This is a genomic window from Pectobacterium aroidearum (assembly GCF_041228105.1).
Taxonomy (GTDB): Bacteria; Pseudomonadota; Gammaproteobacteria; order Enterobacterales; family Enterobacteriaceae; genus Pectobacterium; species Pectobacterium aroidearum.
Map to the genome: position 1 here is coordinate 1435107 of NZ_CP166097.1, position 11311 is coordinate 1446417.

At 55.5% G+C, this 11311-nt stretch carries 11 protein-coding genes; 3 read left to right on the forward strand and 8 right to left on the reverse strand.

Going from position 1 to position 11311, the window contains the following annotated elements; translation table 11 throughout:
• Positions 1-33 precede the first annotated feature (33 nt).
• The 3 genes from thiM to psiE all read left to right on the forward strand — a co-directional run bounded on the left by thiM (position 34) and on the right by psiE (position 2188).
• Positions 34-828 (forward strand): hydroxyethylthiazole kinase, encoded by a 795-nt coding sequence (gene thiM, locus AB8809_RS06465; protein ID WP_349855856.1) that lies wholly within the window; start codon positions 34-36, stop codon positions 826-828.
• On the forward strand, positions 825-1628 hold the full coding sequence (gene thiD, locus AB8809_RS06470) for a bifunctional hydroxymethylpyrimidine kinase/phosphomethylpyrimidine kinase (protein ID WP_194430597.1): 804 nt from the start codon (positions 825-827) through the stop codon (positions 1626-1628). Before thiM ends, thiD begins: the two co-directional genes overlap by 4 nt.
• Before the next feature lie 152 nt (positions 1629-1780).
• Positions 1781-2188, forward strand: a complete 408-nt coding sequence (gene psiE / locus AB8809_RS06475; RefSeq protein WP_015841156.1) for a phosphate-starvation-inducible protein PsiE — start codon at positions 1781-1783, stop codon at positions 2186-2188.
• A gap of 13 nt (positions 2189-2201) precedes the next feature.
• Here psiE and yegS read toward each other — a convergent pair whose 3' ends face one another.
• From yegS to AB8809_RS06515, 8 genes are all read right to left on the reverse strand, one after another.
• Positions 2202-3101: a lipid kinase YegS gene (gene yegS / locus AB8809_RS06480; protein ID WP_181829085.1), complete on the reverse strand. Its 900-nt coding sequence runs from the start codon at positions 3099-3101 to the stop codon at positions 2202-2204.
• 456 nt (positions 3102-3557) lie between these two features.
• Positions 3558-4919, reverse strand: a complete 1362-nt coding sequence (yegQ, locus tag AB8809_RS06485) for a tRNA 5-hydroxyuridine modification protein YegQ (RefSeq protein ID WP_015841154.1) — start codon at positions 4917-4919, stop codon at positions 3558-3560.
• Positions 4920-5113: 194 nt separating this feature from the next.
• Entirely contained in the window at positions 5114-6073 is a 960-nt protein-coding gene (locus tag AB8809_RS06490; protein ID WP_349855855.1) for a glutathione S-transferase family protein, read from the reverse strand.
• Between the two features lie 171 nt (positions 6074-6244).
• On the reverse strand, positions 6245-6796 hold the full coding sequence (locus AB8809_RS06495) for a GNAT family N-acetyltransferase (RefSeq protein ID WP_349855854.1): 552 nt from the start codon (positions 6794-6796) through the stop codon (positions 6245-6247).
• 68 nt (positions 6797-6864) lie between these two features.
• On the reverse strand, positions 6865-7518 hold the full coding sequence (locus AB8809_RS06500; protein WP_349855853.1) for a Vat family streptogramin A O-acetyltransferase: 654 nt from the start codon (positions 7516-7518) through the stop codon (positions 6865-6867).
• 39 nt (positions 7519-7557) lie between these two features.
• The gene (gene baeR / locus AB8809_RS06505; protein ID WP_015841150.1) at positions 7558-8286 is read right to left on the reverse strand and encodes a two-component system response regulator BaeR; all 729 of its coding nucleotides are present in this window, start codon (positions 8284-8286) and stop codon (positions 7558-7560) included.
• A 33-nt stretch (positions 8287-8319) separates the two neighbouring features.
• The gene (gene baeS / locus AB8809_RS06510; RefSeq protein ID WP_349855852.1) at positions 8320-9687 is read right to left on the reverse strand and encodes a two-component system sensor histidine kinase BaeS; all 1368 of its coding nucleotides are present in this window, start codon (positions 9685-9687) and stop codon (positions 8320-8322) included.
• Positions 9688-9694: 7 nt separating this feature from the next.
• Entirely contained in the window at positions 9695-11092 is a 1398-nt protein-coding gene (locus AB8809_RS06515) for an MFS transporter (RefSeq protein ID WP_349855851.1), read from the reverse strand.
• Positions 11093-11311 lie beyond the last annotated feature (219 nt).

Below are 11311 nucleotides of genomic sequence, written 5' to 3' on the forward strand. Positions count from 1 at the left end.
TTGCCGCCTTCTTCCACGCCGGTTGGGAGACTTATGAACACGCGACCCGCCGACTTTTCTGCCGCTCAGGCAGCAACCTCACTCACTCAATTCCGTTCTGCTTCGCCGCTGGTGCACTGTTTGACCAACGATGTGGTGCAATCTTTTACTGCTAATGTGCTGCTGGCGCTGAATGCGTCGCCTGCGATGGTGGTCGATCCCGAAGAAGCTGCACAGTTCAGCGCGGTAGCGGATGCGCTGCTGATTAACGTCGGAACGCTGGAGCGCTCGCGTGCCGAGGCGATGCGGGCGGCAGTCAACAGCGCGCATCAAGCGGGGACGCCGTGGGTGCTCGATCCGGTTGCGGTCGGTGGTTTAACTTTTCGGAGTGAGTTTTGTCGAGAACTGCTGGCGTGGAAACCCGCGGCGATTCGCGGCAATGCCTCTGAAATCATGGCGTTGGCTGGTCTAGCCGCACAGGGGCGGGGCGTGGATAGCGCCGATGATTCGCTGGCGGCGCTCCCTGCTGCACGCGAGCTGGCGCGACAAGTGGGGACGATTGTTGCGGTGACCGGTGCGGTGGATTATGTCACGGACGGCGAGCGAGATATCGCGATAGCCGGTGGCGATAGCATGATGACACGCGTGGTTGGTACGGGTTGCGCGCTGTCGGCGGTCGTTGCGGGATTCTGTTCTCTGGAGGGGGACCGCATATCCCACGTGGCGGCAGCGTGCTATGTCATGGCGCTAGCTGGGCAGCAGGCCGCTTCGGTGTCGCAAGGTACGGGTAGCTTTATCCCCAACTTTCTCGATCGGCTTTATACCCTGCGCGCGGAGGATCTGGCATGAAACGTATCAATGCGTTGACGATTGCGGGCACCGATCCGAGCGGTGGCGCGGGGATTCAGGCGGATTTAAAAGCCTTTTCTGCACTGGGCGCTTACGGCACGTCGGTTATTACCGCGCTGGTGGCGCAAAATACGCGCGGCGTGCAGTCTGTCTACCGAATTGAGCCGGATTTTGTCGCAGCGCAGCTGGATTCCGTGTTGAGCGATGTCCGTATCGACAGCGCCAAGATTGGGATGCTGGCACAGACCGATATTGTCGAAACCGTTGCCGAACGCCTGCGTCACTACGCGGTGCCTTTCATTGTGCTGGACACCGTAATGCTGGCGAAAAGCGGCGATCCGCTACTCGCACCCGAGGCGGTGGAGTCAATCCGCCGTGAGCTGCTGCCGCTGGTTTCCCTGATTACACCCAACTTGCCCGAGGCCGCGGCGCTGTTGAAGACATCACCTGCCGCCAACGAGCGGGAAATGCGCGAGCAAGGGGAAGCGCTGCTGGCGATGGGCTGTCAGGCCGTGCTGATGAAAGGCGGCCATCTGAGTGAAGCGGAAAGCCCGGACTGGCTGTTCAGTCGACAGGCTGAACCGCAGCGCTTTAGTTCCCCGCGTGTGAATACCCGTCATACGCACGGCACCGGCTGCACGTTATCTGCCGCACTGGCGGCGCTGCGACCGCGCCACGATAGTTGGGGAGAGACGGTCAAGGCCGCGAAGGATTATTTACAGCAGGCGTTACAGCAGGCCGACACGCTGGAGGTCGGACATGGCATCGGCCCCGTTCATCACTTCCACCGCTGGTGGTAAAACCATAAGTAAATTGACTTGTACTTTGCGTGACATATTTGCCAGTAATTTCAAACTAAATTAAGCGCATTTCGGCGTGACAGGGCGGGGGCATCCGGTTACTTTGCTGTGAAATCTTGGCGTTAATATGAAATAGGGTGTGGGGATAACATATGGCAGGTTCTGCTCGCAGTGCGATGGCTGCCAAAGCACTTCAGACGATACTCAATATCGGCCTGCTGGTGCTGGCGACTATTCTGGTGATTTTTTTAGTCAAGGAAACGTTCCATCTGGCGAAGGTGCTGTTGATCTCCAACGAGAAAGATTCCTCCTATCAGCTGATAGAAGGGATTGTGATCTATTTCCTGTATTTTGAGTTTATTGCGCTGATCGTGAAGTATTTCCAGTCCGGCTATCACTTCCCGCTGCGCTATTTTATCTACATCGGCATTACGGCCATCATTCGCCTGATTATTGTCGATCACAAAAGCCCGTCGGATACGCTGATGTATTCCGCGGCGATCCTGCTGCTGGTCGTCACGCTGTATCTGGCAAACAGTAATCGCCTGAAACGGGAATAGCCGAAATATGCCGCTATTCCAGTAGCGGGCACTGGGGCGGCAGCCGGCAACGAATCGCCGCAGGAAGCACTTCGATACGGAAGCGTTTGGCGGTGAGCGGCTCGCCGTCCAGATTAAATGTCATATCGTCCGGTGCGGTAATCTCCAGCCAGGGCAAGGTAGCGGAAATCATGTTCTGGTTTTCGCTGCCGGTAAACCAGGCCTGAAGCATATTGGGCAGCAGCTCTTTTGCCGACAGTACGCTCAGTTCCAGCAGCCCATCGTTAATCAGCGCTTCTGGGCAAAGTTCCTGCCCGCCGCCAGCCTGACGACCGTTCCCCACCGCGATGACCAGCGTATCACCCGCCCAGTGAAAATCTGGCCCGTGAATCTCACAGCGCTCGGCTTGCAGCATGTCCATGCGAAAGAGCGCGTGCAGCACGTAAGAAGCACTCCCCAACGCCGCCTTCATTTTGGCTGGTGTCTCGGTGGTAATACGCGTGGCGAAGCCACCCGTCGCCATGTTGATGAAATAGTGCTCGTCGTTCACTTTGGCGATATCAATGTCAGTGGCACGGCCTTTGATCGCCAACGTTAAGGCGTTGTGCATCTCCATCGGTATCTGACAGCTGGTGGCGAAATCGTTGGCCGTCCCCAGCGGTATAATTCCCAGACACGGGCGCACCGCTTCCGGTTGCACCGCTAAGGCTGCGGCGACTTCATTAACGGTGCCGTCGCCGCCAGCGGCGATCACGTTATCCGCGCTGAGCTGGATTGCTTCTTCTACATAGCGCTTCGCATCGCCATATTCCCACGTCACGCGGACATGCAGGGTATAGCCGTCCTTGCGTAACTCACCAATGGCTTCACGGAGTTCTTCATTGCCCGCGCTCTTCCCATTCAGAATCAGCAGTGTGATTGGATTTTTTTCCATGTCTTATTTCTCAGGCTGCGATGTTGTCGTTCATTCAGAGGCCGTTAATTCAGAAATAGCACAGTGAATACAAACGTGTTGCAGTTAATCATAGTCATTAAATCGGTAGGGAGACATCAGAAGAATCGGTGAATGTGTACGGTGGGAAAATACGTGTGCGGGAGAAAAAGAAAAGCCAGCTCAAGGGAGATTGAGCTGGCCAAGGAGGTGGTTCCTAGTAGTATCACTACGCTTATTTTTCGTTCTATGTTTTCTCAGCGACGCAATACTAACCACAAGAACGGCGAATTGATGTGATCTGTTTCTAATATTCGTTAAAAAACCCTGAGCTTTGTAACGATACCTTCAGGCTGTGAGTGCACTTATTTGTGACGGAGAAAGGACGGCGGTGGGGGGGCATACCGTAAGAAAGCGTCGCCCTGTGAAGGGCAACGCTGGATGGGAAAGCTTACTGGCTTATTCGGCGTTAGGATTTCGCGTGGTGGTGCCCGGCAAATTGCGCAGCAGTAGCGCATAATCCAGCGACACATCGTCCGGCACGGGCAGATAGACAATATGGCCGTTACCCGGTGCTACATCGGCTGGCTGACCTTTGGCATTCTGCATCGATTCGATGGTGAATTGAATATTGCCGTTTGGCGTCATCATCTCCACGCTGTCGCCGCAGGAAAATTTGTTCTTCACCTCGACTTCTGCCAGCCCATCGCGGCGTACGCCGGTGAATTCACCGACAAACTGCTGACGATCGGAAACGGAATAGCCGTAGTCGTAGTTCTGGTAATCCTCATGCACGTGGCGACGCAGGAAGCCTTCGGTGTAGCCACGGTGCGCTAAGCCTTCCAGCGTTTCCAGCAGCGTCGGGTCGAACGGTTTACCCGCGACAGCATCGTCGATGGCGCGGCGATAAACCTGTGCGGTACGGGCACAGTAATAGAATGACTTGGTGCGGCCTTCGATTTTCAGCGAATGCACCTGCATTTGCGTCAGGCGTTCAACGTGCTGGATCGCACGCAGATCGCGGGAGTTCATGATGTAGGTGCCATGCTCGTCTTCAAAGGCGCTCATGTACTCGCCGGGACGCATGTTTTCTTCCAGCATAAAGACTTTGTCGGTCGGCTCGCCGATGCCCAGCGCGGGCTCAACGTTTTTCACCGCGATAGGCTCGTGCTGATGGACGATATTCCCGACCTCGTCCTCTTTGCCTTCCTGAACCTTATATTCCCAGCGGCAGGCGTTAGTGCAGGTGCCCTGGTTCGGATCGCGTTTGTTGATGTAACCGGACAGCAGGCAGCGGCCAGAGTAGGCCATGCACAGTGCGCCGTGAACGAAAATTTCCAGTTCCATGTCCGGGACGTTCTGGCGGATTTCTGCAATCTCTTCCAGCGACAGCTCGCGGGACAGAATGACGCGCGTCAGCCCCATCTGCTGCCAAAATTTCACCGTCGCCCAGTTGACCGCGTTAGCCTGAACGGAAAGGTGAATATCCATCTGTGGGAAGTTTTCCCGTACCAGCATAATCAAACCCGGATCGGACATGATCAGCGCATCCGGCCCCATTTCGATGACGGGTTGCAGGTCACGCAGGAAGGTTTTCAGTTTGGCATTGTGCGGCGCGATGTTAACGACGACGTAGAATTTCTTGCCCAGTTCATGCGCTTCGTTAATGGCTTGCGCCAGCGTCTGATGGTTGAATTCGTTATTGCGCACGCGCAGGCTGTAGCGGGGTTGACCGGCATAAATCGCGTCCGCGCCATAGGCAAAGGCGTAGCGCATATTTTTTAGCGTACCGGCCGGAGAAAGCAGTTCCGGTTTAAACATGGTATCTCTCGATTCTGATCACAAGTCAGGCTGCTCCACGGCGGGAGCAGTAAAGGCGGAGGATTCTAGCGCTAATAGGGGGAAATTGCAGTAGACGACACACGAAACGTAGGCCTATTGTTTGACGTAAATCAATTTTTTGACCTAAATAAAGAATGGCCTGCCATTAATGGAACAGGCCAGATCTCGTGGTATTAACGCGTGGCGATACGGGATTTTCCAACCGTTTCACGGTTATGGGACTGAGACAAATCGACCAATGGACCAACCGGTACAATCTGCGTCGGGTTCAGCCAGGCAATACCGTAATAGCCCGCTTTGATGTGGTCGATATTGACCGTCTCCGCGACGCCCGGCCACTGATACAGTTCGCGCAGGTAGTTCGACAGATTTGGGTAGTCGGCAATGCGCTTCAGGTTACATTTGAACGCGCCGTGGTAGGCCACGTCAAAACGCACCAGCGTCACGAACAGACGCCAGTCGGCCTCGGTCAGCGTGTCGCCGAGCATATAGCGATGATTGCCCAGATGATCGTCCAGCTCGTCCAGCGTAGTGAATAGCGTGGTGACGGCGTCGTTATAGTGTTCCTGTGTTTTGGCGAATCCGGTTTTATACACGCCGTTGTTGACGTTGTGGTACACGGTTTCGTTCCAGCTGTCGATCTCAGCGCGCAGATCTGACGGGTAGAAATCGAGGTGGTTGCCAGTCAGGTCGTTAAATTCGCTGTTCAGCATGCGGATGATATCCGCCGATTCGTTGTTCACGATGCGGCCTTCCACACGATCCCACAACACAGGCACCGACACCTTTCCGGTATAGTCGGGCACGCTGGCGGTGTACAACTGGTGCAGGTAGTGAATCTCGCCCACGTGCTCGCCAGCATCCTGTGGGGTGGCAAACTCCCAGCCGTTATCGGCGATGCGTGGGTTGGCAACGGAAAGCGAGATGATGTTCTCCAGCCCTTTCAGCTTGCGGAAAATCAGCGTGCGCGACGCCCACGGGCAGAGATAGGAGACAAAAAGCTGGTAACGACCCGCTTCTGGCACCAGCTCGGTTTGCCGAAATTTGGTTTCTTCACGGTGGAACGCACCGTTTTTGATCTCTTCCGCCGCGACATCGCCGTTAACCCATTTGCCGTTCACTAAACCTGACATATGCTTTTTCCCTTATCCGTTCTGTTGCAGGTGACCCATCTCCCGCACTGTGTGCGAGGTGATACCCGTTATTATTGTAGGCTTAAAATGGTAGCAGCCTTAGGAAAAGAGAAAATGACAAAATTTTCATTAAGTCGGACAGTATTTTTGACCAGCATGGGAGTGGGGTGGCTAACGCTTGGCCGCCAGCAGGCCGTATAGCGCGGAGTCGGACACCTCGCCGTCTACGATCCAACGCTGCTTTAACAGCCCTTCCTGTGTGAAACCCAGCCGTTCCAGCGATCGGGCTGACGCCACATTGCGGGGATCGATTTCGGCTTCCAGTCGGCTTAGCCCCACCGTTTCAAAGGCAAAATCCCGCAGGGCAGAGAGCGCTTCCGCCATATAGCCTTTCCCTTGCGCACTCGCCGCCAGACAGTAGCCGATCTCGGCGCGCTTAGAGTCAACCTCAAGGTTGAACAGCACGCAGGTGCCGATTAGCTCGCAGCTCTCCTTCACCTCCAGACCCAGCTTCATATAGTGCCCGGCGCATAGCGCGCTCCAGTATTCGTCAATCGCGTCATGTGCCTGTTCGATCTGCCGCCAGGGCGGATGGTTCCAAAAACGCATCACGACCGGATCGGACATAAAGACAAACAGCGCAGGTGCATCATCGCGGTAGAGCGGACGCAGCAGCAGGCGAGGTGTTTCGATTTTGGTGGTTTCGGAAAATAGCGCAGTCATTATCGTGAAAGCCTCTCTTCGTGTGGTAACGGGTCGTGTGGAATAGGTCTGTATGAAATGGAAGACGGTTACGCTGACTGATGGCAGGCTTGCAGCGCCGCAATATCACCCGCAGCGATGATATCCAGATGACGTGTAATTTTTTCTATCGGCCAGTCCCACCAGCTTAGCGTTTCCAGTGCATTGATGACGTCTGGCGCAAAACGAGCTTTGAGGATTTTTGCCGGATTGCCGCCGACGATCGTATAAGCTGGCACATCGGCGGTGACCACGGCGCGCGACGCAATGATAGCGCCATTCCCGATGCGGATACCGGGCATGATCAGCGCGTCATAGCCAATCCAGACATCGTTGCCGATATGCGTGTCGCCTTTATAAGGCAGATCCTCTGGCTTGGGCGTCACTTTTTCCCAGCCGTTGCCGAAAATCTGAAACGGGTAAGTCGACAGCCCAGAAAGCCGATGATTGGCGCCGTTCATGATAAATTTTGCACCGCGTGCGATGGCGCAGAACTTACCGATGACTAATTTATCGCCGATAAACGGATAGTGGTAGAGCACGTTTTGCTCGAAGTTTTCCGCGCCATCGGGATCGTCGTAATAGGTGTAGTCGCCAATATCAATATTCGGGTTGGTGACAATATTCTTAATGAAGCACACTTGGGGGAAACCGGCCATAGGATAGCGGTTATCAGGATCGGGTCCGTTCAATAGGGTCTCCATAACATCATAAGCTCCAATAACATCATAGGGCGATTGGTGTTATACCTCATTACAGGGCGCGGCTTCCCAGCGATAGCCGATGCCGTATACCGTGCGAATGAATGAGGTCTCTTCGTCCAGCTGTTCCAGCTTACGACGCAGGTTTTTGATGTGGCTATCGATGGTGCGGTCGGTCACAACGCGATAGTCATCGTAGAGCTTATCCAGCAGCGCCTCGCGGGAAAACACTTTGCCCGGTTCGGTGGAAAGCGTCTTGAGCAGACGAAACTCTGCTGGTGTAAGATCGAGGTTCTGCCCCAGATAGCTGGCCTGAAAGCCGCCTTTATCAATCACTAGCGCCGTTTCGGTTTTCTCGATGGCTTTCACGCCGTCGTTCTGCCAGCCACAGCGGCGCAGCAGCGTTCTGACGCGCACGACCACTTCGCGCGGGCTAAAGGGTTTACAAATGTAGTCATCAGCGCCAATTTCCAGCCCCAGCAGGCGATCGATCTCTTCGCTGCGGGCGGTGACCATGATAATAGGCACGTTGGAAAACTGACGGATCGTGCGGCAAAGCGTCAGGCCGTCACAGCCCGGTAGCATTAAATCCAGTAAAATGAGTGAAGGGGAATGCTGCCGCACCCAGTCGACGACATCGTTGCCGTTGGGCAGCCAGTGCGTGGCATAGTCCGCTGCCTGAAGATAATCCACCAACAGTTGCCCCAATTTGGGTTCATCTTCGACGATCAGAATGGGTGACGCCATAGCGAAATCGGGTGCGGTTGTCATAGCTCTGCTTATTTTCGGTTTCAGGAATAGCAATCAGTCAGGATTATGCAAGGGTAGCTCAATGGTAATCATCACGCCCCCTAATGGCGAATGTTCAGCATACAGCCGTCCGCTATGCGCCTCAACGATATTATTGCAGATAGCCAGCCCCAGCCCGGAGCCGCCGCTGGCGCGGTTGCGCGAACTTTCAGCCCGGTAAAAACGTTCAAAAATCAGCATGAGCTGCTCGTCGGTCACGCCGGGGGTGCTGTCCTGCCAGATAATAGCCCAGCGTTTATGTTGCTGAACCAGCGTAATAGCCAACTGCCCTTGTTCATCGGTGTAGCGCAGGCTATTTTCCAGCAGGTTGTTAAATAGCTGGCTTAAGCGATCCGGGTCGCCAAACACATCAGCCTGAGTCGGTAATTCGGTGGTGAGCGTAATCTGCTTTTTCTGGAAACGTTTATGAAACGCGGCGATAGCAATCTGCAGAATTTGCACGATGTCCACAGACGTTTTGCGGTAGGCCAGTGCACCGCGATCGGACAGAGTTAGCTGATGCAGATCGTCCACCAGTTTGGTGAGCGTTGTCACCTCAGACTGGAGCGAATGTAGAGAATGCGCATCGGGCTTACGTACGCCGTCCTGCAAAGCTTCCAGTTCGCCACGCAGCACTGCCAGCGGCGTGCGCAATTCGTGAGAGACGTCGGCCATAAACGCGCGGCGAGACTGCTCGTTTTTTTCCAGCGTGCTGGCAAGCTGGTTGAAATCCTGCGCCAGCCTGCCGAGTTCATCGTGCGAACTGGCCGTCACTCGGGTGCTGAAATCACCTGACGCCAAGCTGTGCATGCCGCTGACCAGCCGTTTGACGGGCGCGAGCAGACCACGGGCGGTCAGCCAGGTAGCGATGACAGCAAGCAGCGTCGAGAGCGCGACAATCAGCCAACTGGTGCGCTGCTGTTGTTGATCAAAGCTGATGTCGGCGTTGCGGGTCAGGCGCTCAACGGGTGAAGCCACAATCCAGCCGACCGTCTGGTTTTGTACCTGAATGGGCTGCGAGGTACCTTCTTTCGGTATCGGTGCGGGGGAACCGAACAGCTTGCGTTTGTTTGCATCCAGAACCCAAAGACGCACCCGCCATCCCTGCATGCTGTTGTCAGTGTCGCTGTTTTGATCCATCGAGTGCAGCATTTTGAACACCAGACGTTCATTGTTGCGTAGGAATGACCAGTCGCCGTGCAACTGATATTGCTCTGCGAGTGCGTCGCGTAGCTGCGTGACCCGCTGTTCGTTGCCACGCTTAATGTAATCGATAAAGCCGCGCTCGAAGCTGACGCGCACGCCCCAGTGCATGGTAATCAGCACCAGCATACAGGTGGCGAAAATCGCGAGGAACAGCTTGGCGGTGATTCCGAATTTCATAACGACCTCACGATTTACGCGGCAGCGTTGACTGCTTGATGGTGTCTGCCGGGACACGGTTAAAAATCAATGCGGGCAGGGCGATGATGACGATCATGCTGAGGTAGGTGTAAATAAACACCATGTGGGTTTCTCCACTTCCTGCCGCCATATGCGGTTGAGAAAACATGCCCAGCAGAATACCTGCGATGCTGACGCCGAGGCTGGTGGACAACTGCATGGTCATCGACATCAGGCTATTGCCGCCGCTGGCGAGTGTATCCGGTAGATCCTTCAGCGTTAGCGTGTTCATGGTGGAGAAACGAATGGCGTTCACCATGCCGAGGAAGAACAGCACGATCGGGATCATCCAGATCCATTGCATAAGTGCGACCAGCGCAAACAGCGCGGTGACCAGCGCCAGCAGCAGCGTCGAGACAATCAGCACGCGGCGGTAGCCTAAGCGATTGACGATCTGCACGACGATTCGCTTCATTCCCATGTTGCCTAGCACCATTGGCACCATCATCAGCCCGGCATGGAACGGCGAAAAGCCCATTCCCAGCTGTAAAAACAGCGGCGTCATAAACGGTAACATACCGCTGCCGATGCGCGCCAATAGCCCGCCTGTCAGGCCGATAGAGAAGGTATGGGTGTCGAACAAACGCAGATTAAACAGGGCTCGTTCGTTACGACGCGCGTGCAGCCAATAGCTCAGCAGTGCGATCAGCCCAACGGTGATTAATGCAAAAATGGCAATCGGTGGAATGCCGAGGCTGCGGTTACCGTCCAGCGCCAGCGTCAGCGTGGCCATACCGACAGCAAGCCAGAGGAAGCCGCGGATGTCAAAGCGTTGCGTCCGCATGGTGTAATTGGGCATCAGGAACCAGGTGGCCAGCGCGCCGATAATGCCAACGGGCAGATTGATGAGGAAGATCCAGTGCCAACTGGCGTATTCCACCAGAAAGCCGCCAAGTGCGGGCCCCATTAACGGACCGATTTGGCCGGGAAGCGTCACGAAGGTCATCGCCGCCATATACTGATCGCGCGGGACGATTTTCATCACCGTCAGTCGCCCTACCGGCACCATCATCGCTCCGCCGATCCCCTGAATAACGCGCGAGGCCAGCAGCTCATTCAGCGTTTCCGAACGAGCGCACAGCAGCGATCCGAGCGTAAACAGCAGAATCGCGGCGAAAAAGATGTTCTTCACGCCGATACGATCCGCCAGCCAGCCGCTGGCGGGCAGCATCACCGCCACGGTCAGCACATAGGAAACGATCACCGAATGCATATGCAGCGGGCTTTCATTCAGACTCGCGGCCATTGACGGCAGCGCGGTATTCACGATGGTGGTATCCAGCGTCTGCATAAAGAAGCCAAAGGCAACAATCCAGAGCTGCCAGCGGACGGAGGCGGAATTCATTGTTGTTGCCCCTGGCGTAAAAAATTGTACTGAGGCGTAAGCTGGCTCACGGGTGAGTGGCATGGACGCCACGAAAGACAGTGCCGCGCCGGGAGCGCGTCACTGGCGGCCCGTAAAGAGACTGCTTTCGGCGAAGGCACCGCGTAGCGGTACAATTTAGCGCCACAAGCCAGGGTTCCAAGGGCGACGGCAACTGAGCCGCCCTTGGTCGGGCGCGTT

Excerpts from the sequence above, each read along its gene's own strand:
- thiM (WP_349855856.1), top strand. The coding sequence starts at position 34 with ATGAACACGCGACCCGCCGACTTTTCTGCCGCTCAGGCAGCAACCTCA.
- thiD (WP_194430597.1), top strand. The coding sequence starts at position 825 with ATGAAACGTATCAATGCGTTGACGATTGCGGGCACCGATCCGAGCGGT.
- psiE (WP_015841156.1), top strand. The coding sequence starts at position 1,781 with ATGGCAGGTTCTGCTCGCAGTGCGATGGCTGCCAAAGCACTTCAGACG.
- yegS (WP_181829085.1), bottom strand. The coding sequence starts at position 3,101 with ATGGAAAAAAATCCAATCACACTGCTGATTCTGAATGGGAAGAGCGCG.
- yegQ (WP_015841154.1), bottom strand. The coding sequence starts at position 4,919 with ATGTTTAAACCGGAACTGCTTTCTCCGGCCGGTACGCTAAAAAATATG.
- AB8809_RS06490 (WP_349855855.1), bottom strand. The coding sequence starts at position 6,073 with ATGTCAGGTTTAGTGAACGGCAAATGGGTTAACGGCGATGTCGCGGCG.
- AB8809_RS06495 (WP_349855854.1), bottom strand. The coding sequence starts at position 6,796 with ATGACTGCGCTATTTTCCGAAACCACCAAAATCGAAACACCTCGCCTG.
- AB8809_RS06500 (WP_349855853.1), bottom strand. The coding sequence starts at position 7,518 with ATGGAGACCCTATTGAACGGACCCGATCCTGATAACCGCTATCCTATG.
- baeR (WP_015841150.1), bottom strand. The coding sequence starts at position 8,286 with ATGACAACCGCACCCGATTTCGCTATGGCGTCACCCATTCTGATCGTC.
- baeS (WP_349855852.1), bottom strand. The coding sequence starts at position 9,687 with ATGAAATTCGGAATCACCGCCAAGCTGTTCCTCGCGATTTTCGCCACC.
- AB8809_RS06515 (WP_349855851.1), bottom strand. The coding sequence starts at position 11,092 with ATGAATTCCGCCTCCGTCCGCTGGCAGCTCTGGATTGTTGCCTTTGGC.